The sequence below is a fragment of the Phormidium sp. FACHB-592 genome (assembly GCF_014695795.1).
In the GTDB taxonomy this organism is placed as follows: Bacteria; Cyanobacteriota; Cyanobacteriia; order Leptolyngbyales; family Leptolyngbyaceae; genus Stenomitos.
Genome location: NZ_JACJOZ010000106.1, coordinates 177,612 through 201,806, shown reverse-complemented (window position 1 = coordinate 201,806; position 24,195 = coordinate 177,612). Strand labels below are relative to the sequence as shown.

Here is a 24,195-nt window from a genome sequence, read left to right as displayed (position 1 = left end):
GATCATTTCTTAATTCATCGAATATTCTATATGCTAGATCAATCTATTGCCCTTTCTATTGTTATTCCCTGTTATAATCACGGCGAATATTTGCTAGACGCTTTATCAAGCATTCAGGCGTGTCTCGATCCAGTTTATGAGGTCATTATTGTTAATGATGGTTCTAATGATCCATTAACTGTTAATCTCTTAGGCTATCTCAAAGATCAAGGCTATTTTGTTCTTGATCAAAATAATCAGGGTTTGGCGCATGCTCGTAATAACGGTATTGCGAAAGCTTCAGGACGCTACATTTTACCCTTAGACGCAGACAATAAAATACGTCCTGATTATATTCTTAAAGGAATTGAAGTTCTTGATCAAAACCCAGACATTGGTGTTGTGTATGGGAAGCCTGAGTGGTTTGGCGAAGGGGAGCGATCGTGGCAACTGCCAGAAAAATTCGATGTCACCCAACTCGTTTTAGGCAACTATATTGATGCCTGTGCTGTTTATCGCAAAGCTCTATGGGAAGATTGCGGTGGTTATGATCCTTGTATGCCGATAGCTGGTCTAGAAGATTGGGATCTTTGGTTAAGTGCAGTTGAGCGTGGATGGAAGTTTCGTTATATTCCTGAAGTACTCTATGACTATCGGGTTCGAGCGAATTCAATGGTAACAGAGTGTGCTACACCCGAAAATCGCAGTCGTTTATTGAAATATATTTGCACTAAACATGCCAGTCTCTATCGCACTAAATTTGCTCAAATGATTAGTGATCGTGAGTTGCGTATTGGTAAATTGGAGGAACATAGCAATAACTTACTAGAACAGAGGAATCAGCTAGAGAGAACACTAGAGCAAACCCACGCTCAATTGGAGCAAACCCACGGTCAATTGGAGCAAACCCAGGCGCAGCTCCAGCAAACCCACGCTCAATTGGAGCAAACTCAGACACAGCTCCAGCAAACCCACGCTCAATTGGAGCAAACCCAGACGCAACTCCAGCAAGCTTATACCCCATTAAAGCAAACCCAGACTCAGTTGGAGCAAACCCAAACCCAGTTGGAGCAAACCCAGACTCAGTTGAATCCAACTCGTTCGCAGCTCCAGCAAGCTGAGGTCCAATTGGAGCAAATTTACAGGCAGCTTCAGCAAACTCAAGCTCAATTAGAGCAAGTTGAGCAAAGAAACATTGCTATGGAAAGCAGCAAATTCTGGAAAATTAGGAAAGTTTGGGTACGATGCAAGCAAATCGTCGGGCTAAAAGCATAGAGTTTTCTATAAGCGAAATCTGCTCAGAGGTTAATTATAATGCAAGGAATTCTTGTACTAGTTTTTGACTAGCACATTACTTTTCGCCCTACTAGAAGATATATTCAATTCTAGGGGTTTGAGATAGTAGGAAAAGGGATGGAACGACGGAGCGCAAAACGGTCAAGAACTATATCTCAGAAGGAATGTAGGGTATGCAAGTTTGTAGTGAAACCACCTTGCGAAACGGAAAATCGTCATAGCTCTGTCCGCAACGCCAAAGATGATGACCTGTTGCAGAAAGATAAAATGTCTCCAAGTCGTTCTTCAAAGTCACTAGCATTTCGTCGCATTGCTTGTCAGTATCGCTGCGTAAGCACTCAAGTTCTTGCAGCCGTTTTTGATGATAAAAAATTTCTTTGAAGATATCTTCGTGAGCCTGAGTTCCATCTCCCTGGATTACAACGTCGATACAGTGAATTGAGGATCCTCCAGGTTTTAAGAACTTGCGGATGCCATCAAAGACATCTTTAATTCCCTGCTGGGGAACATGCTCTAATACAGATACAGAATAAATGCAGTCGAAGGATGACTCAGGATACCCAACCAGATCGGCATTAAAATAGCTTTTGACTAAATTAACATTTGGAAATTGTTGGACATAAGCTTCATATTCAGTAGGACCATTACCCATACCCTCGTACGGGTCAACTAGGGTGACGTCATAGCCTAACTCTGCAAGCATACCCGCCACTAGCGGTATCCCGCCTCCAATCTCCAACAGCTTGCCGCCCAAAGGTACAGCACCTAAAACCGCTTTAATCGTCCAAGGTCTTTGAACGTTTTTAAGATCACCATTGAGGTAGCAAACTTGAGACATATTGTCAGCGCTATCACAAAAGTCTCTGACAGTGGCGTAATTTAGCGCTGATGTTTCTTTCTGGCTGTAGCGCTCAGTTAAGAAATGTTTGGAATGCTCGTTTAATAATTCAACTGGCTTAGGTAACTCAACTGGCTTGAGTTCTAACGGTTCCTGTTTTGGTTTTCTCGCTCCTGAAAACAGTTTCGTAAAAGGCTTTAAGGTTTTCACTACTTGTTGACCAACTAAGGTATTTTTTCGCAAAATTCACTGAGCCAGAGCTTAGTTTATCGTACAGCTCCTTGTTATCAAGCAGCAGTTTAACAGATTCAACAATACTGAGAGCATCAGCTACAGGCAAGACTAAAGCATCTTTTTTGTTTTCCATTAACAAGCCGAGGTTAGCAGCAGGGAGTATTACCGGTTTACCCATTGCTAAAAACTCAGGTAGTTTGGACGGAAAGCGGTAATCATTGAAAGCATCCGATCGTCCTGGCTGCACTAATACATCTGCTAAAGCAAGTATGTCTGGCAGACGGTCGCGATCAACAAAGCCTAGCTCTATCGAATACCGTTGTGCCCAGCGATCATCCTCGCCTAAAATGTTGACCGACCCTTGACCAGTACGAACCAGCATTGTTGGATAACCCTCTCGGTTTAACATTGCTGTTGCCAGATACAGACTTCTTACTTCATGGGCATTAGCTGGATGAACATTGCCTGTGTAGCATAATACAGCACTATTTAGGGGTATACCTAACTCTAATGCCAGTTCGGGATTACGCGCTCTTGGAAAAAAACAATCTATATCAGCACCAGGGTAGAGAAGCAGTGTCGGGGTATAGTCAGGAACAAACTCTTTAAGTCGATCGATAATAACGGTTACACCATCAGCAGCTTTAAGAAATTGGTGGTATTTGAGAGGGTGTGAAAGATGTGGAGGAATTGAATCAGGACAGTTGTTACATAAGTCTTTGTAGGACGTTTGTAAAAACTTTTCCAGAATGTGCTCTTCATTATCCTCAAGATGGATAAAAAGCTTGAAGTCGTAGAGCTCTTGGAGTCGTTTGCAGTAGAGCCTAACAACTTCTCGTGGAGTCCAAGCATGTACGATGTCTGGACCTCTACCATCAGGAAACACATCTTTAATCTGATGAATTTCATCAAATTCAATCGTTTTATATAGATGTTTACCAAGGACCGAGATAGTCTCTTTACTATGAGGAACTGCGACAACACAGTTTAGCCCCTGGGCAACTAAGCAATTAGCAAAATGATGAACGTGTACAGCACTATTAGCTCTGAAATCAAAGTAAAGAACAAAAAGGACATTCTGCATCAGTACACTTTGACTCCATAATCGCAACGCGCCACATCAAAATTCAGGTTGTAAAAGGGATCGCCTGCTTCAATATAGTGTTGCCATTGATCTAGTAAAAGATAGCGATCGACAAGGTCATAGTAATTACGACGGGTTACGGATTCGTGATGGATTAAGACAGCGCGCGGTGTAAAAATGATGCGCTTTCCAAGGTTAACAAGTTTCATACATAAATCAACGTCCTGATAGTGAGTAAAGAAATGCTCATTAAAATGATTGACCGCCTGAAAATCATGTTTTCGAACCATCATACAGGCAGCAGTCACAGCAGAAACCTCACGCGCACAAACTAGAGAGCCAGCGTAACCATCAACATCCGACGGAAAGCCCCTCATAATGTGATCAGCCGTTCCTCGACTGCCCATTACAACGCCCGCATGTTGTACTGTCCTATCTGGAAACAGCAAAAGTGCCCCAACAGCACCAACATCAGGTTGCTCTGCGTAATATAAAAGCTGCTGTAGCCAATCTTCGGTGAGCACCTCTGTATCATTATTTAGGAAAACCAAATATTCGCCGTTAGCATAGGTTGCTCCTAAGTTATTTGCCCGAGAGTAATTGAAAGTGCCAGGAAAGTTTAAACGTTTGATAGGGTGCTGCCGCATTGTTTGCAATGCTCTTGGATCGTCTGTTTCGTTGTCTACCAAAACTACTTCAAAATTTGGATAGTTAGATAGGGTAAACAGACTGTTTAAGCAGCGCTCTAAATGGTCTGGGGCGTTCTTAGTAGGAATGATTATACTAATCAGCGGATGCTCGGTACGAGGAGCTGAAATAAGACCTAATCGATGATTGCCAAGACTCTTTGCCGTAGCTGGCAGCCCTAATCGTTCTAAATGTGAACGCACTGCTGCTTGCTGAAGTACTTCGACAGCAGGTTTCGCTTGAGGATCACTAGCAACACTTCCTTCGATTTTGCGCCAATGATAAAGAATCTTCGGAATATGACCAATATTTTGAGTAATTTCGGAAAGGCGTAACACTAGCTCATAGTCTTGGACACCGTCGTACTGGCGATCAAACCCTCCAGCAGCGACAACTAACTCTCTTCGTATGCTTAGAAAGTGACCCACATACATGACGCCGCGAAAGTATTCTGGCGACCAGTCAGGCTTAAAAAATGGTTCTATATAATGAAGACCAGAGGAATCAATTTTATCCTCATCGGAGTAAACCAGATCAAAACCTTGCGAAAGCTTTTTTAGAGACGCTTGTATAGCATCTGGTGTGAGCGTATCGTCATGATCAAGAAAGCAAACATAGTCACCACTGGCAAGTTCTAAAGCTTTATTTGTGGCAGCACTAATACCACCAGATGGCTGTAATAAGACCTTGATTCTAGGGTGTTTTTGAGCAAGTGTTTCAAGAACACTTCGGATCTCACTGACTGTTGAGCCGTCATCAACAATGCACCACTCCCATTCTGTCGACGACTGATGCAAGACACTCAATACAGTATCAACGAACCAACTGAGTGATGAGTTAAATGTTGGTGTAAGAATGCTGATTTTAGGAGTGCTTGCTTCAAAGCAATTAACTTGCTCTTGGATTACAGGGTCAATTTTTTTCCAAAATTCACTAGGAGTGATTTCAGGAGGAACGACTACGGGAGCTGGCGTTAAAGGAGCAGGTTCAACGTAAGAACGCCATTTATCTTTAGCGTTCGTCAATAGCCGCGTCGCCAGCCTCAAAGTAGGCTTTAAAGCCATGCCAGGGTAGCGTCGAACTAGCGTTTTAGCATTAAGCCATCGAGTTCGCAGTTTCCAAAACTTACTGCTTTCCATCGCTTGAATTACAGCTTGACTATGCTGTAATTCAAGCTGCGTCCGATGCAGTTCGGAGTTCAAGGTTTCTAGATCCATCTTGATTTATCCGCTTGTGATTGCGATGAGCTGGCTGGTAGAACGTTATGAACGTCTATAATTTACCTTACGGTGGCGTGTCCTACCAAATTTGAAAGGATAATTGTTTACTCAACCCGCATAGTTTAGTTTGAGTTTATTAATGGATGGTTTGTAAGCCCATACCTGTTTCTTTCAGCTCAAAACTCACCTTCACCCCTTTCTCTGTCACCGCTTTTGCGTTTTATAAATGATGAACTGTCCCAGCGCACCAACGCTTTCGACATGGTAGGACGGCAAGTCGGGGCTAATAGACAAATTTGTGGTGTAGCGGCTGAAGAGGACGAAATTTTGTCGCTGCGTACCTTCGGCGATAATTTGTTTGATTTTGGCTTGGTTTGACTCTAGCTCTGACTGGCACACCCGTTGCAACCCAAAAGTTGTTGGTACTTTGGCACAGACTTCCGATTTCAAGTAGGCGATCGCAGCCTGTGTGGCGAAATCATCGTAAGCGTCCTGCTCTGGATTGGTGATTGCCAGCGCCCCACCTAGCCCTAAAAGAACACACCCACCGACGATCGCGCCCGTTTTGATCTTTTTCATGCTGCTGCCGTCAGTCATTGCAGTCGTTTGTCTAAGCTTGAGACGGTTCACCATTGCAGGTTGTTTCAACCTCGCTAATCGTTGTGTTGGCAAGGATTATGCGCTAAAAGCGAAACAAAAGCCAGCTTTTGACCTTTCTCCGGATGCTTCTAGGAAGGCACACTGCACTCAATTATGGCGGGTCTTGTCTAAGCCAGCACAGTTTCTGATTCAGCCAGGCATCTGTCAGTGAAGGTGTCGTATGCGGTTTGTTATAGAGAAATTAATTTAGGGTAACGACATCTTTGCCATTCAAATGCTACAATCAGTATCGCACGGCGAGCGTAGCCAAGTGGTTAAGGCAGAGGATTGTGATTCCTCCACTCGTGGGTTCGATCCCCATCGTTCGCCCTTCTTGTGTACAGTGACTAATTAGTGTCATCTGTGACAAGTGATTGTCATCGTAACAGTTTGCTGCCGCTGAGCTATTGGTAGCAGATTAGTATTTTTCAGTAAAAAATTGAACGCTATTAGTGGCGGCAACCGATTTTACGACGGTCAAGCGTTGTAAGGTTTCCCGGCTGATTAGCTACATCCATACAGATATAACTATTGCCATTCCTTTGCCTGGGAGATGTTATCCCTCTTCCAAGCCCTTACTTGAAAGACTCAGCTAAAGCTGTCTTCGATCGCGCTACTGAAAGCCGTACTCGCTCTATCTGCGAGTCATAGGCAGCTTTTTGCTGCGGCGACGCATCGCCTGGGTTAGCCCTTAAAATTTGCTCATAATAGCGGAAAATTTGAAACGCATAGCTAGCGATCGCAACCTGCTCTTGAGACAGCGACCTGACCCGCTCTACTAAAGCAGCACAGGTAGCAGAGCTTGGTAAGACAAAAACATCAGCATATAGTGGCGGCACGACATCAGCCCGTTTTGCCAATTCGTCTAGTAGCCCAATCGCTTCCTCAGATAGTTCCCCATCAAAATCAGCTAACGAATTAAGCAGGGCTACTAGAAGGAATTTTGAACGTTTCTGCTTCAATTTAGACCTGTACAGCGGTAATCAACTCCTTCAGAATTCTAGCAAAACTTAACCTTATGGTTTCTTTCAATTGCCCTTATCACTGGTGATAGCGGTGATCGCCTGTACCCTTTTTCTAACTTGCCGACCAAACTTGTGACGTTAATCAGTGCGTGGTAATCACAGATGCCTGCATAAAGGCAATTTGCGCTTGTGATACAGCTAGATTGAGCAAGGTGGTGGGGTAGGATGCTATAGGCTATTCTCTACTCGCCGAGCGATCAGTCATACCCTACCCAAAACCCTGTACCCTCTTAGAACTTAGAGGCATGAGTCCCAAAATGCGTTTACAGCTAGCAGTGAATCGATCAACGTTTGCTCTGCGGCAATGGGTGGCTCATCCAGTCATCAGAGTCGCCTTGCTATTCATTGTATGTTGTGTACTGCTGCTGTTGTATCGCCATTACAGCCTCTTTAGCTCTTATGACCAGGGCATTTTCAATCAAATTTTCTGGAACAGTCTGCACGGCAGGTTCTTTGAAAGCTCCTTATCGTCTGGATTATCGGCAGAGGTAACGCTTCAGGGTGCGATTCCCCTTGTGTCGTACCGTCATCTGGGGCAGCATTTTAATCCGATTTTTTTACTTTGGTTGCCGTTTTACGCGCTGTTGCCGTTTCCAGAAACCCTAAGTGTGTTGCAAGTGTTGCTGGTCGCGGCAGCTGGGTTGGTGCTCTATGTGCTGGCACGGCAGTCGTTGCCGCCAAAGCTTTCAGCCGCGATCGCTATCAGCTTTTATGGTGCCAATGCGGTGGTGGGCCCGACATTGGGCAATTTCCATGATTACAATGCGCTGCCACTGCTGCTGTTTAGCTTGCTGCTGGCGATGGAAAAGCGCTGGTGGATTTTCTTTTGGGTGCTTGCGCTCCTTGTTTTGAGCGTGCGAGAAGATGCGGGTGTCCCGCTGTTGAGTGTGGGCATCTATCTCGTCATTAGCCGCCGCCATTGGCGTGTGGGCGTGGGTCTCTTTGCACTTGCAGTCGCCTATATTCTGCTGTTGACTAATCTGGTTATGCCTGCTTTTTCGCCCGATGTTTCGCAACGCATGATTGTGGAGCGCTTTGGTCAATATACAGGCGAGAAAGCAGCGTCCCCAGTGGAGGCGATCGGTGCAATGTTGGCACAGCCGGGTCAACTGCTAGCAGAATTATTTTCGCGCTTTCCTAAAAAGCTGTACTACCTGTTTGACCAATCCCTACCACTGGCGCTAGTGCCGTTAATTTCTGCGGATGCCTGGCTTTTGGCAGCGTTTCCACTGCTGGAATTGCTGCTGATGAAAGGGGAAACTCCGTTGGCAATTAATATTCGCTATGCCACGTTGGTTGTACCAGGTTTCTTTTATGGGGCGATTCTTTGGTGGTCGAAGCATCCAACAGCTTTCAAACCCAGAATCCAAAGGATTTGGAGCGTATGTCTGGCGCTCTCGCTGTTGTTTACAGTGACCTCTAATCCCAATCGGACGTTGTCGTTCCTGGTGCCTGATTCGATTCGTCCGTGGGTTTACTTACCGCTGACACAGCAGATACCGCACGCAGCGCAGGCGCGTAGCGTCATGGCACAGATCCCGGCTCAAGCCAGCGTGGCTGCAACAACCCCTTTAGTGCCACCGTTGTCAGGTCGGCGGGCGATCGTCCGGTTTCCGCATTCCACTCAGTTTCGCAATGAGGCGTTACAGGCTGAAAATGTTGATTACATCGTGGCTGATTTGTGGCAGTTTCAGCAGTATCAACCTGCCTTTAGGCTCGATCTTGATCTGCTGCAAGCCAGTGTGACAGCTATTAATCAATTGCTGCAAACCCAGACCTACGGTATCCAGACGTTTCAAGACAATGTTGTGCTGTTACAGCGCAATGTCCCAACCCGCTCAGAGCTTGCGGCACAATGGCTCGAGTTTACCAAGCAATTGCCTACTTCAAAGCCTTAAACAGCGCCTATGTTTGCAGTGCGGCTCTTGTTCTCCCCTTATCCTTCTCCTAGTCCTTTCCTCCTCGTTTCCCAGTCCTTCGCCACGCGATCAATGCCATAAAACTGCTGCCAGAAGCGATCGACCATCCAGGTTGGCAGCACACGGCGCATCATAAACAGCAAAAAATCACCACCCGTTGCAGCGACATAGCGCGATCGTGGTCGGCGTGCTGTCATCGCTTTGATGATTACATCGGCAACCTGTTCCGAAGTCCAGGCATTGGCGCTAGTTTGCTGCTCTAGCTGCGTCAATTTTTTCAGCGCGGCACGATACGGTGTTGCTTCTGGATCAGGTATGCCCTGCTTCACTTGTTCACCAGACACACTAATAAATTCTGTGCTGACCGGTCCTGGTTCGACTACGCTGACCCGGATGTTAAAGGGTTGCAGTTCCATACGTAGAGAATCACTGAGGGCTTCGAGTGCAAATTTAGAGGCGCTGTAAAGCCCGCCGATCGGAAAGGCAAGGCGACCGCCGAGGGAACTAACGTTGATGATCCGACCACCACCACGATCGCGCATCTGAGGAATGAGCGCCTGAGTAAGCGCCAGTGGTCCTAAAAGATTCACCGCAAACTGCTGCTGGCAAGCCCGAATCGGCACCAACTCAAGCGGTCCCATTTGCCCATAGCCAGCGTTGTTAATCAAAATATCCACTTGCCCAAAGTGGCTCAACGTTTTCTCAGCAAGGGCGATCGCCTGGTCTACTTGCCCCAAATCTGTCACCACAGTCAAAACATCCGCACCCGCCACCCGACAGTGCTCTGCTACCATATCCAGTTTGTCTCCCTGTCTCGCTGCTAGCACTAACCGAATGCCCCGGAAGCGCGCTGCCAGAACTTTCGCCAGTGCTGCACCAATGCCAGTTGAAGCACCTGTGATGAGAACAACTTGTGTAGTTAGGGAATGGGACATAGGGAAGAGGAGTGAAAGAGTGAGAAAGGGAAAGAGTAAGGAAGGGAAAGAGTGAGGAAGTGAATAAGGGAATGGCGAAATTTTACACGCGATCGTGGGTGGGCTTTATCTGTCGATTGGAGGTCATTGCAGCCAGTTTAAGCCAAAAGATATAAGCCTTTTAGTCTAAGAGCTTTGGTTGTAGCCTTTTGTACGATCACTACTGACTCATCTTTACTGGCTATTACCCATCAACTACTACCCTTATGGATACCGATACTTTTTTACACCGACTTCCCTGTTTTATTGAACCTTTTCGGTCAATGCACTGTCTTACTCTATAGAACGGCAAAATGAAGGGAGTGACGTTCCTGGTGTTAGTTGTGCCGACTGCGTCTAGCGATCGCCCAGACGGTGAGACTGATCATTATCTGGTGCAGCAATGTCTAAAGGGAGACACTCGGAGTTTTCGGGTTCTCTATCGTCGTCATCAACAGCGGGTGCGATCAATCCTCTACCAGCTTTGCGACCCGTCAGCGTTAGATGATTTGGTGCAGGATGTGTTTCTACGTGCCTGGAAAGGCTTACCAAAGTTCCGCCAGTCTGCTCAGTTTTCCACTTGGCTGTACCGCATCGCCTGGAACGTTGCCTCAGACCAACGACGAGCGGTAGCGCAAGGGCGAACGCGGCTTCAGGTGATTGGTAGTCAAACCCTGACTCAGTACGACGATCCTGGTGTCACCCAGTTACACTATCAGGATTTAGTCAAACGGGGTTTAGCAAGCCTGAGCGCCGACCATCGAACGATTCTGGTACTGCATGACCTGGAAGAAGTGCCCCAGAAAGAGGTTGCCGAAATTTTGAGTATTCCCGTTGGTACGGTCAAGTCTCGTCTGTTTCACGCCCGCGCAGCGATGCGTCAATTTCTCCAGAAGGAAGGAGTTCAGTTATGAGCCAGTTCTCAAATGATGACCATAAGTTGGTCGATTTTCTCAAGCAGCATCGTCCTTCCGTTCCCGCGGCTGATCCCGCTTTGGAAGATCGGCTCTTTGACGCGATCGTGGCTACCGCGCAACCAACATCGCTGGCAGATCGTCGAGCGTCTCGCTCCAGGCGATCAGTAGCGTGGCTAGTCCCCTCAGCGATCGCAGCAGGTTTAGTCGCAACGGTAGTTGGCTACCGTACACTGATGCCTGCCCAACCCAGTGCTACCGAACTGGCGAGCCTGGAAGCTTTTGTTGAGAGCAATTGGCAAGGCACGCTCAACAACACTAGTGACGAAGCACCCTTTGGTGACGTGGCAACCAACTAAGCAGCAAAGCGAAGGGCTGAAGGCTAAAAGTTTGGTCAGTGCTCAGTCGTTAGTGGTTAAAGCTCTCCCCTTCTCCCCCACTCCTCTTTCCTCTTTTTTTCTCAAGGATATGAAGCTCATGTCTCCTCGCTATGTTTTTGCACTGATTGCTGCCGTAGCTGCCCTTGGAGGGGCAGTGGCGATCGCTAATCCCTCTGTGCTAAGGCTGCCATCGATCGCTCAGGCTCCCACAGCGGCTTCTAGCTCAAAGCCACCTCGCCCAGACGAACCAGGATGGTTAGAGGATTTGAACCTCAGTGCTGATCAGGTGCGGCAAATGCGTGCTGTCCGAAGCCAGTATCAAGACAAAATTAGCCAGGGTCGGCAAAATGTCCGTCAAGCCCAGCAGGAACTGCGAGAGCTAATGGCAGGAACGGCATCAGAAGCCGAGCTTCGCACTAAGTACGGTCAGGTCAAAACGCTCAAACAGCAGGTTGGCGATATCCAGTTTGAAAGTATGCTGGCAACGCGCAAGGTGCTAAACGCTGAGCAGCGTCGTACGTTTGCTAACCGTGTGATGAAGAGACGACAAGGCGACGATCGCAGACCAGAACGAATGCAGCCACCACAAAGCTAGCTATTCCCTTATTGAGTTAGCAGCTACGCCACATCTGCTGTGATCGCACTCATAGAGTTGCCCGGATTCGCGCTTAAAGACCATGCACACTAGCCTCTTAAGGAAGCTATGTCCCTAGAACTAACCACCAATGATTTAGTTACGCTAGAGCAGTATCGGCTACAACGGTTCCGCTCGTTTTTCTTCAGCACTCTCAGTGCGTGCCTGCTTCGACTGGATGAGCACCAGACTTTAATCATTCATTGTTTGGAACCGCAATTTGTTGATCAACTCCTGAGCCAAATGGATCAACTGCGCTGGTATGCACGCATTGTTTTGGGGGTTTCCTGTCTCACAATCAACTTTGTGCAGGAAGAAATCTATCGAACGGCAACGGACAACGCCTACTGCTAAACGTTTTCGGTATTAGTATGTCTTACTGCCTAGTGAAACTGCTGTGCCATCACTCGCTCTACTAAGGCGATAGATCAGCTTTAACCAAACTGGCACATGTCTTTCCAGGCTATACTTCTAGCCAGTCAGCGTTCTAGCCCGTGTCGTGAAATCTTCATGCACTATATTTACCTTCACGGGTTTGCATCCAGCCCACGATCGACGAAGGCAAGAGATCTAAGCGATCGCTTTGCTGCTCTAGACATTTCCCTCAGTATTCCAGACCTGAACCAGAACGACTTTTCCCATCTCACCCTCAGCCGCCAGATTCAGCAAGTAGAAGCACTCTTTCCACCCGCACCTGCACCTGTGACGCTGATTGGCTCTAGTTTTGGCGGATTGACCGCTGCCTGGTTAGGAGAGCGACATTTACAGGTTGATCGTCTTGTCTTGCTAGCACCTGCCTTTGGCTTTTTGGCTCATTGGCTGCCGCGATTGGGCGATCAGGTGGAGCAGTGGCAAACAGATGGTTATCTGCCGGTCTATCACTATAGCGAGGCAAAAGAACTGCCCCTCCACTATGCGTTTGTGGCCGATGCCGCACAGTACCAGGAGGAAAGCATCGCGCGATCGCTCCCCACACTGGTTTTGCACGGCAGGCATGATGACGTGATTCCCCTACAAGCCAGCCTTGACTTTGCGAGAACTCGACCCTGGATAAAGTTGGTGGAACTTGACAGCGACCACGCCCTTACAGACGTTAGCACCGAAATCTGGCAGGCAATACAGAGCTTTTGCGCCTTGTAGTAGGGACGTTACATGTAACGTCCCTACAGATGCTTCTTACTTCCGGTGCCCGTTGCGAATGGGCGTTCCACAGGGATAGGTCGCGACCAATTCCCGTGCAGCAGATTCCACCACTGGAATAGGAGACGATACCGAATGGGTGGGGTTCGCCTTTGCAGCCAGGTAGTCTGCCTGGAGTTTAGCTAACAGCGCTTCTCGTCGATCGTACAAGCGCTTCAGCGGACGAGCCTCACACTGATCAATGACGTAGGCAGTCATGATGGGTAGCGCGATTGTGCTGTCGGTATAGCAAACGATCGTGTTGGGTAACTCATCTGGGTCAACCTTGCCCCAGCTTACTGCTTCGCTGGGTGTGGCTCCTGACAAACCGCCTGTATCAGGACGAGCATCCGTCACCTGGATGAAGTAGTCGTGACCACGCTCTTCTAGACCCAACACTTCATGCAATTGAGGCTGGGTTTGCAGCAAGAAGTTTTTGGGACTACCGCCACCAATAATTAACGCTGCACTTTTTCCCTCTACGTCAGCAATGCCACTGTCACGCGCTGCATAAGCGATCGCAGCGGTTTCATTCACATCCAGCGATGGGTCTAGCACCAGTTGAGAGCCTTCGAGGGCGATCGCCGCGACGTTCATACCGATGGAGCTATCGCCAGGAGACGAAGTGTAGATCGGCACGCCACATTCGTATGCAGTCGCTAACAAGCAGGAATTTTTTACACCCACTTGCTTTTCCACTTCGCTCACATACTTACCTAGCAGGTAATGAAACTCTGCCGTACTCATGCGCTTTTGGAACGGTTCTGCTTTCAGCAGTTCGCGTAGAAAGGCATCAGTTTCGAGCAGCACGTCATAGTCAAACACAATGTCGTAGATGCGAATGCGCCCTTCCTGCCGCAGCTTCACATCATCCAAAAAGGGGCTACTAGAGTACAGTTCCAGTCCCAAACCATAGTGCATATCGTGATAGAGATTTGCACCTGTGCTGATGATCCAATCCACAAAGCCGTGGCGCATCAAGGGTGCAAGTACCGAGACTCCAAAGCCAGCGGGTGTCATAGCACCGGATAGACTCAGCCCGACTGTAACGCCCGGCTGCATCACTTCGCGGCTCAACAGATGGCAGATTTCGCGCAAACGCGCAGAGTTGTACGCCGTAAAGTAACCGTCAATCAGGTCAACGACGCTGATCGAGGCAGGCATGGGGGAGGGTGCGATTTTGTGACTGAGCAATTTCGACATTTTTCGACTCCAGCAAAAATGGACAGCATAAAAGCATTGAGAGGGTTTACAGACAGCACCGCAACGAAACCGACACCCCAACGCAAGCAAGGGCGAGCGACACAACGATCGGTGGGCTGTTAAAAAGCAGACTAAAACAGACTGGCTGCAACACAGCTAGCTAAACTCAGGGTTCCCGACTACGAGGGAAAAACCTGAACTTTAGTCATATGCAAACAGGGAAGCTTTCTTCCAGTGACTATCGCGCTGTTCAAGCTACGACATTACGGTTCAAGCCAAAAAACGACTACAGAGCTTGCAAGCCCCCTATAAGGAAGGCAGCATAGCAACAGATTTTTATTTGATTTAAAAATTCTCCCTTAGAGAACATGACCGACCCAGTTCGCAAGCCATAGGTGCAAGAATCGTTCAACAAGGAACTATTCAAGCCAAATCCTACTAATCGTGAACCTTAAGTTACAGGTCGGTCAGTTCATACTGGGCGCTTCACAGCGGTCAACCCAGGATAGAGCGGGGTCGCATTGCCGCTTCCGCTTCAGTTTCATCTCCAGGTACCAGAGCGGTCTCCACGGATACCCAGTCAAGGAAGGAAGTTTCAATGCTCTTTACACAGCCTTCAAACACTAGCACGACTAATTTAACACTAATATTTCAGGGCTTCTTCATCAAATGGATGATTTTTTCATGTCGATGTTTAAGACTGTAGCTAAAACGACATCAACTATTCTTTAACCTATTCTCAGTACACACTATAGCTTTGGAAACAACCGTGGCATCACCTACCGCTAATCAAACACCATCTGATCGTGCCTCTTCTCTCACTGCTGATCAACATCGCCAGAAAATGGAGCGACGCAAAGAAGTTCAGGAGCAACGCCTTGCTGGCATGACTGAGGCAAAGGGACTGATCATCGTGAATACTGGAAACGGCAAAGGCAAAACCACGGCTGCACTAGGGATGGTTTTGCGATCGCTGGGTCATGGCTACCGAGTAGCGATCGTACAGTTCATCAAAGGAGCCTGGGAACCAGCGGAGAAAGCTGCCTTTAGCCACTGGTCAGACCAACTGGAATTTCATGCGATGGGTGAAGGCTTTACTTGGGAAACGCAAGATCGCGATCGCGACACCCAAAAAGCTCAAGAGGCTTGGGAAACCGCCCTTACTTATATCCGAAACCCCGACTTCAAACTCGTCTTACTCGATGAAGTCAATATTGCGCTTAAGTTGGGCTATTTGACCATTGAGCAAGTGTTAGCAGGATTGGCACAAAAACCAACTGATTCCCACGTCATTTTGACTGGACGAGGCGCACCGAAGGAATTGTGTGATCGTGCAGACCTCGTAACCGAAATGACGCTCGTCAAACATCCCTTCCGCGAACAGGGCGTGAAAGCCCAACCTGGAATCGAGTTTTGAGCAAGAAGTTCCCATAAGGACAGTCATAACGTATTCATAACAATCGTCAGGAGAGAGTTATGGCGTAGTAGTAGGTCGCTCAGACTGACAGATACGATCGCCCAACCAATGCATTTTCTAATCAATCAATAACTAATACGAAGCCAAGACCTATGCAGGTATACTGGCAGCGTGTTAATAATACTTGCATAAGCTCTCAGCATGAAGGCAACACGTACTCAGACATGAAGAACCTTGTGCAATCCTAGTTATCGCTCTCTAGTAGAGAGCCTACAGAGGAGGCTTTAGTTGTGTCCGGCTACTGAGGCGTTGATGATGAAAAAGTGGCGATGGTTTTTAGGGCTGGCTTTAGTGGGTTTGCTGGCAGCGTGTGGAGTTTCTAACAGCCAAGCGCCTACCCCTGTCACGTCTCCTGTGCCGACTTCAAATGGCATTACCCTAACCGTTTCTGCTGCTGCCGATTTGAATGACGTTTTTCCAGCGATCGGCAAACTATGGGAGCAAGAGACAGGGAACAAGGTGACATTTAACCTGGGTTCAACCGGGCAACTGGCACAGCAAATTGAGCGGGGTGCGCCTGTTGATTTGTTCGCAGCAGCCAATAAGAAATTTATTGAGGCGTTGGATAAGGAAGGGTTGATTTTCTCTGAGACGAAGGCGCTGTATGGGGTGGGACGGCTCACACTCTGGCAAAGGGACGGCAGCACCCTTGAACTGAAAGACATCAAAGATCTCACTAAGCCAGCGGTTAAGCGCGTGGCGATCGCGAATCCCAACCATGCGCCTTATGGCGTCGCAGCACGGGAGGCGTTGCAAGCGGCGGGTCTTTGGGACGAAATTCAACCTAAGCTGATTCTGGGAGAAAACATCAAGCAAACGCAGCAATACGCCGAAACGGGGAATGTGGAGGTGGCGATCGCTGCTCTCTCTCTTAGCGTCGAGAAGCCTGGAAAGTGGACCTTGATTCCTGCGACACTGCACAAACCATTAGAACAAATGCTGGCAGTGCCGAAAAGCGCTCCCCATCCTGAAGTCGCTAAACAGTTTGCTGCGTTCATCAACGGCGAGAAGGGAAGACCGCTGATGCGGAAATATGGTTTTGTGCTACCCGGAGAAAAGGCTGTTTTATAAGGCAGAGGGCACAAGATAAAAGGCTGAAGGCAGAGGGTAGGTTTCCCAGAACGTGAGCTGACGGGAGGCTGAAGGCTGAAAGGAACAAGAGGGCATAGGGCATGATTTGGCAACCTTCGCTGTTGTCGTTACAGGTCACGATCGTTGCGAGTGGTTTGATTCTGATCATCGGTCTGAGTCTAGGAATTTTTCTAGCCAGAACCCAATTTCCAGGGCAAATTTTTGTCTCTACCATGCTGAACTTGCCGCTGGTATTACCGCCTAGTGTGGTGGGTTATTTCTTGCTATTGGTCTTGGGACGCGGTAGCCCACTCAAGGAATGGCTGGGAATTGACCTGCTCTTTACCTGGCAAGCTGGGGCGATCGCATCTACGGTAGTCGCGTTGCCCCTAATGGTGGAATCAACGAGAGCCGCGATCGCCAGCATCAACCCCGAACTGGAAGCTGCCGCCCGTACCTTAGGCTCGAGTGAACTGGAGGTACTCTGGCGGATCACCATGCCTTTAGCCTATCGCGGCATACTGGCTGGCTTTGGGCTGAGCGTAGCGAGAGGCTTGGGGGAGTTTGGAGCCACGCTTATGGTGTGTGGCAGCATTCCCGGACGCACTCAAACCTTACCGTTGGCAATCTATGACGCAGTGCAATCCCAAGACTATGGGCTGGCAAACGTGATGGTGATGCTAATGACCACGATCGCCTTTGTCCTCTTGTGGGGCGTGAGGCGTTTGGAAAGAGAGCATGCAATTAATCGTTGATATTCAGAAACAGCTCCCCAATTACTGTTTAGAAGTCTCGTTCACTATTGAGGGCGAAGCGCTAGGCATTTTGGGCAGTTCGGGTTCTGGCAAAAGTATGACTCTCCGCTGTCTTGCTGGCATTGATACCCCCAGCAGCGGCACGATCGTGCTAAATGGACAGATCTTGTATGACTCTCGTAAGGGGATCAATCTGCCGAGCCGCGATCGCAAAGTGGGATTTCTCTTTCAAAACTATGCCCTCTTTCCCCATCTGACGGTAGCGCAAAACGTCGCCTATGGGTTGAAAGGGCTGTCTACCAGTGCCATTGCTGGACGAGTGGCAGCTCAACTAGAGCAAGTGAAGCTTGTAGGCTTGGGCGATCGCTATCCCCATCAGCTCTCAGGCGGGCAGCAACAGCGAGTAGCGCTGGCGCGGGCATTGGCAACCGACCCTAATGTGCTGTTGTTGGATGAGCCGTTTTCCGCTCTCGATACACATTTACGCCATGAACTCGAAAAGCAACTCATCAAAACACTAACTCACTACCAGGGGATTACCCTCTTCGTCAGCCATAACCTGGAAGAAGCTTACCGTGTCTGTCAAAAATTGCTGGTTCTCTCCTATGGAAAAGTCGTAGCGAATGGACAGAAGCAAGCCATCTTCGATCGCCCCGGTACACTCACCGTAGCTCAACTCACAGGCTGTAAAAATTACTCTCGCATTCAACAGCTTGATGCCCACACTATCCATGCCCTTGATTGGCACTGTACACTCCACACAGCAGAACCCGCGTCAGCACATACCCATGTCGGCATTCGCGCCCATCACCTGACCTTTCCTGAGCAGCCACAGTCGGAGAATACCTTTCCCTGTTGGCTGGTTTGGACTAGCGAAACCCCTCACCGCATGACGCTGTACTTGAAACTTGGTCAACCACCGATCGACCTCGACGATTATCACCTCCGGGCAGAAGTCTTCAAAGAAAAGTGGGAGCGTTTGCAAAACCGTCCTTCCCCCTGGTTTGTCTGCATAGAGCTATTGCAATTACTATTGCTAAAGCCTTGAAACAACTAACCGCCGCAGCGCATTGCGATCGATCCGTTGCCATCCCGCAAAGTGAACCAATGTGAAGCAAGAAAACGACCTTTGCAATAACTTGAAGCAAATTCGGTTACGCCTAGGCATGAGCCAGCAGGATGTAGCAGCGATCGCGGGCGTATCGCGACAAACCATTGGAGGGGTGGAATCAGGGCAATATGCCCCCTCTACAACCGTGGCGCTCCGGCTAGCAAAAGCGTTGGGTTGCCAGGTCGAAGATTTGTTCTGGCTAGAACAAGACACTGCCGAAATTGAAGCGATTCCCAGCCAGGATTTCTCAGTAGGCAGACCGTTGCGCTTAAGCTTGGCACAGGTCGGTGGACGTTGGATTGCTCACCCGCTACAAGACAAGCAAGCCTTTCGGCTGGAGATGATTCCTGCTGATGGGGAAGGCAGCCATACTGCCAATGCACCCACTATGCGAGTTAAATTGCTGGATGACCTGGAGAACCTTCATCAAACGGTTGTTTTAGCAGGCTGCACCCCAGCACTGTCGCTATGGGCACGGGCAGCAGAACGGTGGCATCCGCACCTGCGCGTCCATTGGACGTTTGATAACAGCATGAGCGCTCTACAAAAGCTCTGCCGAGGAGACGTTCATGTAGCTGGGATGCACTTATACGATCCCGTTACTCAAGAACATAATGTGTCCTTTGTACAAGCGGTCTTGCAAGAGATTCCAGCCGTCTTAATCAACCTGGGCAGTTGGGAAGAAGGCTTACTCCTACAGCCTGGAAACCCCTTAAACCTCAAAACAGTGGCAGATTTAACCCAGCCTGGAGTGACGATCGTTAACCGAGAACCAGGTGCAGGGAGCCGTCAGGTTTTGGAGCGATCGCTCCAGCAAGCAGGAATCAACAACCAAGCTGTCAAAGGCTTTGATCACATTGTGTATGGACATCTAGAAGTCGCGCAGGCGATCGCAGCCGGTCAAGCCGCAGCAGGGGTTAGCACCGCAGCCGTAGCCGCAGCCTTTGGGCTGGGATTCGTGCCGCTGCACCGCTCTCGTTACGATTTGGTCGTCCTGCAACCGTATCTCGATGAGGCTCCCGTGCAGCAATTACTCGGCACGTTGGGGCATCGACGAGTGCTCTTGCAGCTTGAAGCATTGGGTGGCTATGACACTAGCCAAACAGGTGAAGTAATGGCAACGGTTAAGCCAACACGACCATGCTGATTGCCTGGTAGAAGCAGTACTCTATGTGGGCTGAAAGCTAACCTCGATCGGGAAGCTGAATTTTAGCTGTGCCAGCTAAAACCGCCATTCTAAAGATTCAACAGCTTACCCAACCCTGCAGGCAGCGGCAGGATAATCAGCACCAGCAGACCTAATGCCAAAATGCCCCACAGGTCACGGCGGTTATCCAACTCGGTGACATCATTAAGTGCGGGTTCATCAGAGGCAGGCATCAAAAATAACAGCACTGCCCAAACGAGTAGATGAGATTGCACCAGCGAGAGTAACAGCAGCAGCAAACGGGAAATCTGACCGATCGCCGTGCCTACCCGTTGCCCAAACATGGCATGGACAATATGACCACCATCCAGCTGCCCTACAGGCATGAGATTAAACGCCGTGACCACAATACCCAGGCAGCTTGCGACTGCAACTGGATGCAGGTCAAGACCAGAACCAGCCGTTAGCGCACCACCCAGCGCTAGCTTGCTCAACAGCGCCAGCAGCAGCGAAAAGTTAGGGTTTAGCGCCTGCAAATTAAATGCTTCAAGCTTCTCAGGCAGATCCACGACCTCCGAATGCGCCAAGCCCCACAGCAGCAGCGGCAGCGCTACGACAAAACCTGAGAGTGGACCTGCAATGCCCACATCAAACAAGGCACGACGATGGGGAATCGGCGAGCGGATTTGAATAAACGCGCCAAACGTCCCAAACGGAAAGAGCGGGATGGGGATAACCGGAATAAAATACGGCAGCGTTGCTTGAATCTTGTACCGACGTGCAGCGAGATAGTGCCCCAGTTCATGAATGCCCAGAATTGTCATCAACGTGAACGCGTAGGGCAAGCCCGTTACCAGCGTCGCCGGTGAAAGCTGTACGGTTTGCTTCTCTAGGTCCAGCCATGCCAGCGTTGTTGTAAAAAAGGTAGCAAGAAACAGACCGATCGCCAGAAACGGTCGAGCCACTGTCTGTTTGCGCGGTTTGGCACCGGGCAGACCATTAGCATCAGCCGCACCTTGGGCTTGGGGATTAGGCACCAAGACAAAAAATGGTTTCTGATTAGCACCCTCTTGAAATACGACATAGAAGCGATCGCCAAACTGTTCCGCCACATTTTCCTGAATCGTTTGGTACGCCACTTCTGGCTTACTCCGCAACTGCCCCCGGCACACGATGGCTTGCGGACGATACTCCACGTTTTGCAGATAATAGACCGACCAGGGAAAACAGTTTTGCAGGGTTGTTTCCTCTGCTTTGTCGATCGGGCGCGGCAGTGCCGGAATTGTAACCGCTTCCTTTGTCACCTCGGTTGGTTGCCCTTCCCCCTCTGCTACCGATGAATTAACGGGCGGTGACGAAAGGCGATTCCGCTGGATCAAAAACCAATACAGCAGCAAGCAAACTGCCGACAAAAGAAGGATGAGCTGCGATGGCATTGGTTTGCCCTTCACCAAAACCCAACCGCTCGACACGATCGCTGGAGCCATTGCCACCAACCACAGCAGCCAAACAGGCGTTCGGGTCACGCCAGCCACACGCCGCACGATAAAGTAGGTGATGAGTCCTAAAAGGACCAGCAGAAGTAACGGATTCATGCGTCTAGTCTCGTCGGTCTGGAAGAATATACGGTCTGAAAAGAATGCTAATAGTCTGAATCAGTGTGGCTAGGAGCGATACAGCACGATCGGCTTGCAGAACAATCGCCTTACAAGATAATCGCCTTACGAGACAACAGTGTTCGTGAATGACACATTCACTCCATCACAGCTAGCATCCAGAACTCACCTAGTTTAAAAGCCAAGTGGCACAAATGCGAACATATCCAGAATGCGACAAGGTGCTTGTCTAAGTACCCCCTCCTAAAGTAGCCTGCGCCAGACAGTTTCCTTTTAACTTTGCACCTTACAGTGCCCTCTAACCAACAGTGTCATTAAATCAACAGTGCCATCAAACCAACCGAGCGATTCTGCACCCCTCTTGCCCCCACAACCCGCGATCGACCAAAGCCCTATCAGCCAAAGCTCCACTGTAGCCAAGCAACCCCGCTTGCTGCTGCCCCGGTCTCAGGGCGATCGTCCATCCATCTTCGCCTTCCCCCCTAATCGAGACACTTTAGGAGGAACTGCTTATCTTATTGTAGAAGCAGTCAACATTCTCGTGGATTGTCCTGCCTGGGATCATGCCAACCGTACCTTTTTAGAGGCACAAGGCGGCGTAGAATGGCTCTTCCTCACCCATCGTGGCGGCATTGGCAAAGCCCGCGAAATTCAGCAAGCCTTTGGTTGCCCTATCGTCATTCAGGAGCAAGAAGCCTACCTTCTTCCAGGCTTGACCGTCACACCCTTTGAGCAAACGTTGACGCTAACGCCTCAAACCCGTGCAATCTGGACATCAGGGCATTCTCCCGGTTCTGCCTGCCTGTATTACAGCCAGTTTGGTGGTGTCCTTTTCTCAGGTCGGCATCTGTTGCCCAACCCTCAAGGCAACCTGCTGCCCCTCAAAACGCCCAAAACTTTCCACTGGCGCAGACAATTGCAAAACGTCCAGAAGCTAGTGGAACAATTCACGCCAGAAACGCTACAAATCATTTGCCCTGGAGCAAATACAGGCTTTTTGCGCGGCAAATATCTGGTGGAAAATGCATATGAGAAATTGAGGTATGAGAAATTAGGGAGTGAGGCTGAAGGCTAAAGGCTAAAGGCTAATCGCTGAGAGTTGATCGCTGATCGCTGAAGGCTAATTGCTAAAAACTTAAACCTCAAATCTTCCTCTGCCCCTCTGTTCCTCAATCTCCTCCTCCCTCCTCCCTCGCTATAGAAATTCCCCTTCCAGTCCGTTAAACTCTCTAGCATTGCCCAAGGAGCCATTGCTGATGACCCATGACGTAAGCCAGTGGTTGACTGAGATCAAGACGTTGCGGCAGCAGTTGGTAGATGCCCAGCAGGATCGCGAACAGGCGTATAGCAGTGCGGCGAACTGGCAGCGGTTGTATGAAACCGAAGCGCAGCAGCGTCGGACGGAGGCAAGTTTGGCACGTCAAACGATCGCCGAGTTGAAGCAAGAGATCCAGCAATTAAAGGGCATGGCGTCCGTCGCAACGGCAGAGGCAGCAGACTCAACGACGATTCGAGCCGAAGTCGAAAAACTGCAAACGGTTGCTGAACTTCAGGACAAGCTGCTTGAGTCTTTAATCATGCGCGATCAGTTGACTCAAGCGCTCCAAACCGAACAAAAGAATCATGCTCAAACGCGTCAGGGTTTGACGACAGCACTAGGAGACGCGATCGATATGCTCTCAAAAGACAAAGCCCAAGGTTAAAAGGCTAAAGGCTGAAATTTTTAGCCCTTCCTCTGATGGTTCACCAGACTGCATCTTCAAGATACCCGTGCGATCAGAAATCACGCTTTGTTAAGAATTTGCCTGCCAGTGCGATCGAGTTCTGGACAACGGGCACTCTCTCACCATAGAGCGTCATGGGTTGACATTGCCCCAAGAGGTTAAAGCACCTCTCTCCCATACAGATGAAGCCACTGCTAGTACTCGGTTGGTGTTATTCGCCGAGACACATCTGCAATTTTTAAGGTTAGAGGAATTTTCTATGCACGACTTTACACCAGTGACTGTCAGCCGACGGTCTTCCCTTGAAGAACGTCAATTTGCACTGACGCAAATCTATCGCCAAGTTTTGGAACGACAACTCTACATGGCAGAGCGACAAAGCGTTGCAGCACTGGAAAAAGATTTTCTAACAGACAAAATTGGTGTGCGCCGCTTTTTGAAACAGTTTGCCTGCACTGACATCTATCGCAACCAGTATTACGACAAGCTCTCCAATGTCAAGTTTATGGAGGTCTGTTTCAAGCATTTTCTAGGACGTGCGATCGCAGATCACCAGGAAATGAAGGCTTACAACGAGATTTTGCTCAAGCAAGGCTGTGGTGGCTTCGTTACAGCCATACTGGATTCAGAAGAATACCGCAAAGCCTTTGGCTGCTTCACTGTGCCCTATCCGCGCGAACAAACCTGTTATCGATCGCCCGAAGTCTTTCTGGAATCAAAATTCCTCAACGAAGAACACTTTGGTCAACGCGGGCACTCCATACCCACAATGTATTGGCGGCAGCTTGGCTTGCTGTGCAGAAATGGCGTTTGCCGCCGCCCTGAGGCGCATAATGCGGTTACAGCAAACGCCGTAGACCGGGAAGGAACGAATACGATCGAAACCCTGCTGCATTTGCTCAAGCCAGATGATGTTGGCAAAGCTAAAGCCTTGCTCACCCAACTATCAGCAGAGGAACGAGAAGCCTTGCTAGCCTTACGTTAGAGAACCTTTCCCAGAACTAAAACTGACCTAGAAGTCCCATCTGCAAGGAAGTGGGGTATGGCGTTGTCATACCCCACTTTTTGTTAGAAGCAGTCTGATCCAAGCAATCTAGCCAAGCACCGACA

At 49.1% G+C, this 24,195-nt stretch carries 24 protein-coding genes and 1 tRNA gene; 17 read left to right on the top strand and 8 right to left on the bottom strand.

The features are described 5' to 3' along the window. The first annotated feature begins 30 nt into the window (after positions 1-30). Positions 31-1,254, top strand: a complete 1,224-nt coding sequence (locus H6F86_RS30410) for a glycosyltransferase family A protein (protein WP_190455098.1) — start codon at positions 31-33, stop codon at positions 1,252-1,254. A 169-nt stretch (positions 1,255-1,423) separates the two neighbouring features. Here the strand turns inward: H6F86_RS30410 and H6F86_RS32620 are convergent, their stop codons facing one another. The 4 genes from H6F86_RS32620 to H6F86_RS30390 all read right to left on the bottom strand — a co-directional run bounded on the left by H6F86_RS32620 (position 1,424) and on the right by H6F86_RS30390 (position 5,971). Beyond that, positions 1,424-2,323, bottom strand: coding sequence for a methyltransferase domain-containing protein (locus H6F86_RS32620; protein ID WP_190455096.1), 900 nt, complete (start codon positions 2,321-2,323; stop codon positions 1,424-1,426). After that, entirely contained in the window at positions 2,241-3,431 is a 1,191-nt protein-coding gene (locus H6F86_RS30400; protein ID WP_190455093.1) for a glycosyltransferase family 4 protein, read from the bottom strand. Before H6F86_RS30400 ends, H6F86_RS32620 begins: the two co-directional genes overlap by 83 nt. Next, on the bottom strand, positions 3,431-5,335 hold the full coding sequence (locus tag H6F86_RS30395; protein ID WP_190455090.1) for a glycosyltransferase family 2 protein: 1,905 nt from the start codon (positions 5,333-5,335) through the stop codon (positions 3,431-3,433). The genes H6F86_RS30400 and H6F86_RS30395 overlap by 1 nt, the downstream gene beginning before the upstream one ends. Positions 5,336-5,542: 207 nt before the next feature. Next, complete coding sequence (locus H6F86_RS30390; protein WP_199305588.1) at positions 5,543-5,971, bottom strand: DUF4359 domain-containing protein; 429 nt, start codon at positions 5,969-5,971, stop codon at positions 5,543-5,545. A 263-nt stretch (positions 5,972-6,234) separates the two neighbouring features. Between H6F86_RS30390 and H6F86_RS30385 the strand changes: the two genes are divergently transcribed. Next, positions 6,235-6,307, top strand: a tRNA-His gene (locus tag H6F86_RS30385). Positions 6,308-6,552: 245 nt separating this feature from the next. On the opposite strand, the gene H6F86_RS30380 is transcribed toward H6F86_RS30385, so the two are convergent. Further along, positions 6,553-6,939, bottom strand: a complete 387-nt coding sequence (locus tag H6F86_RS30380) for a hypothetical protein (RefSeq protein ID WP_190455087.1) — start codon at positions 6,937-6,939, stop codon at positions 6,553-6,555. A gap of 308 nt (positions 6,940-7,247) precedes the next feature. Between H6F86_RS30380 and H6F86_RS30375 the strand changes: the two genes are divergently transcribed. Next, positions 7,248-8,900 carry a DUF2079 domain-containing protein gene (locus H6F86_RS30375; protein WP_242033769.1) on the top strand — a complete coding sequence of 551 codons (1,653 nt, stop codon included), beginning with the start codon at positions 7,248-7,250 and terminating at the stop codon, positions 8,898-8,900. Positions 8,901-8,938: 38 nt separating this feature from the next. Here H6F86_RS30375 and H6F86_RS30370 read toward each other — a convergent pair whose 3' ends face one another. Next, a complete protein-coding gene (locus H6F86_RS30370; RefSeq protein ID WP_190455084.1) occupies positions 8,939-9,856 on the bottom strand; it encodes an SDR family oxidoreductase in 918 nt (305 codons plus the stop codon). 332 nt (positions 9,857-10,188) lie between these two features. On the opposite strand from H6F86_RS30370, the gene H6F86_RS30365 reads away from it, so the two are divergent. From H6F86_RS30365 to H6F86_RS30345, 5 genes are all read left to right on the top strand, one after another. Continuing rightward, complete coding sequence (locus H6F86_RS30365; RefSeq protein WP_190455081.1) at positions 10,189-10,788, top strand: sigma-70 family RNA polymerase sigma factor; 600 nt, start codon at positions 10,189-10,191, stop codon at positions 10,786-10,788. Next, positions 10,785-11,147: a hypothetical protein gene (locus tag H6F86_RS30360; protein ID WP_190455079.1), complete on the top strand. Its 363-nt coding sequence runs from the start codon at positions 10,785-10,787 to the stop codon at positions 11,145-11,147. The genes H6F86_RS30365 and H6F86_RS30360 overlap by 4 nt, the downstream gene beginning before the upstream one ends. Before the next feature lie 118 nt (positions 11,148-11,265). Beyond that, positions 11,266-11,763 (top strand): Spy/CpxP family protein refolding chaperone, encoded by a 498-nt coding sequence (locus H6F86_RS30355; protein ID WP_206756124.1) that lies wholly within the window; start codon positions 11,266-11,268, stop codon positions 11,761-11,763. 108 nt (positions 11,764-11,871) lie between these two features. Next, positions 11,872-12,156: a hypothetical protein gene (locus H6F86_RS30350; RefSeq protein WP_190455073.1), complete on the top strand. Its 285-nt coding sequence runs from the start codon at positions 11,872-11,874 to the stop codon at positions 12,154-12,156. 156 nt (positions 12,157-12,312) lie between these two features. Continuing rightward, positions 12,313-12,942: a YqiA/YcfP family alpha/beta fold hydrolase gene (locus H6F86_RS30345; protein ID WP_190455070.1), complete on the top strand. Its 630-nt coding sequence runs from the start codon at positions 12,313-12,315 to the stop codon at positions 12,940-12,942. A 36-nt stretch (positions 12,943-12,978) separates the two neighbouring features. On the opposite strand, the gene speY is transcribed toward H6F86_RS30345, so the two are convergent. Continuing rightward, positions 12,979-14,145 carry a deoxyhypusine synthase gene (gene speY / locus H6F86_RS30340; RefSeq protein ID WP_347241418.1) on the bottom strand — a complete coding sequence of 389 codons (1,167 nt, stop codon included), beginning with the start codon at positions 14,143-14,145 and terminating at the stop codon, positions 12,979-12,981. A gap of 18 nt (positions 14,146-14,163) precedes the next feature. On the opposite strand from speY, the gene H6F86_RS30335 reads away from it, so the two are divergent. The 6 genes from H6F86_RS30335 to H6F86_RS30310 all read left to right on the top strand — a co-directional run bounded on the left by H6F86_RS30335 (position 14,164) and on the right by H6F86_RS30310 (position 19,745). Next, a complete protein-coding gene (locus tag H6F86_RS30335; protein ID WP_190455428.1) occupies positions 14,164-14,307 on the top strand; it encodes a hypothetical protein in 144 nt (47 codons plus the stop codon). Between the two features lie 646 nt (positions 14,308-14,953). After that, positions 14,954-15,601 (top strand): cob(I)yrinic acid a,c-diamide adenosyltransferase, encoded by a 648-nt coding sequence (cobO, locus tag H6F86_RS30330; protein ID WP_347241416.1) that lies wholly within the window; start codon positions 14,954-14,956, stop codon positions 15,599-15,601. 288 nt (positions 15,602-15,889) lie between these two features. Further along, positions 15,890-16,732: a molybdate ABC transporter substrate-binding protein gene (gene modA / locus H6F86_RS30325; RefSeq protein ID WP_242033768.1), complete on the top strand. Its 843-nt coding sequence runs from the start codon at positions 15,890-15,892 to the stop codon at positions 16,730-16,732. A gap of 101 nt (positions 16,733-16,833) precedes the next feature. Then, on the top strand, positions 16,834-17,487 hold the full coding sequence (modB, locus tag H6F86_RS31985) for a molybdate ABC transporter permease subunit (protein WP_190455065.1): 654 nt from the start codon (positions 16,834-16,836) through the stop codon (positions 17,485-17,487). Next, the gene (locus H6F86_RS31980; RefSeq protein WP_190455062.1) at positions 17,471-18,535 is read left to right on the top strand and encodes a sulfate/molybdate ABC transporter ATP-binding protein; all 1,065 of its coding nucleotides are present in this window, start codon (positions 17,471-17,473) and stop codon (positions 18,533-18,535) included. Before modB ends, H6F86_RS31980 begins: the two co-directional genes overlap by 17 nt. Positions 18,536-18,596: 61 nt before the next feature. Beyond that, complete coding sequence (locus tag H6F86_RS30310) at positions 18,597-19,745, top strand: substrate-binding domain-containing protein (RefSeq protein WP_190455059.1); 1,149 nt, start codon at positions 18,597-18,599, stop codon at positions 19,743-19,745. Between the two features lie 89 nt (positions 19,746-19,834). Here H6F86_RS30310 and H6F86_RS30305 read toward each other — a convergent pair whose 3' ends face one another. Next, complete coding sequence (locus H6F86_RS30305; RefSeq protein WP_190455056.1) at positions 19,835-21,340, bottom strand: site-2 protease family protein; 1,506 nt, start codon at positions 21,338-21,340, stop codon at positions 19,835-19,837. Between the two features lie 454 nt (positions 21,341-21,794). Between H6F86_RS30305 and H6F86_RS30300 the strand changes: the two genes are divergently transcribed. From H6F86_RS30300 to H6F86_RS30290, 3 genes are all read left to right on the top strand, one after another. Then, positions 21,795-22,436 (top strand): MBL fold metallo-hydrolase, encoded by a 642-nt coding sequence (locus tag H6F86_RS30300; RefSeq protein ID WP_199305609.1) that lies wholly within the window; start codon positions 21,795-21,797, stop codon positions 22,434-22,436. Between the two features lie 181 nt (positions 22,437-22,617). Further along, positions 22,618-23,064, top strand: coding sequence for a hypothetical protein (locus H6F86_RS30295; protein WP_190455054.1), 447 nt, complete (start codon positions 22,618-22,620; stop codon positions 23,062-23,064). 280 nt (positions 23,065-23,344) lie between these two features. Beyond that, positions 23,345-24,070 carry a phycobilisome rod-core linker polypeptide gene (locus H6F86_RS30290; protein WP_190455051.1) on the top strand — a complete coding sequence of 242 codons (726 nt, stop codon included), beginning with the start codon at positions 23,345-23,347 and terminating at the stop codon, positions 24,068-24,070. The last annotated feature ends 125 nt before the right edge of the window (positions 24,071-24,195 follow it).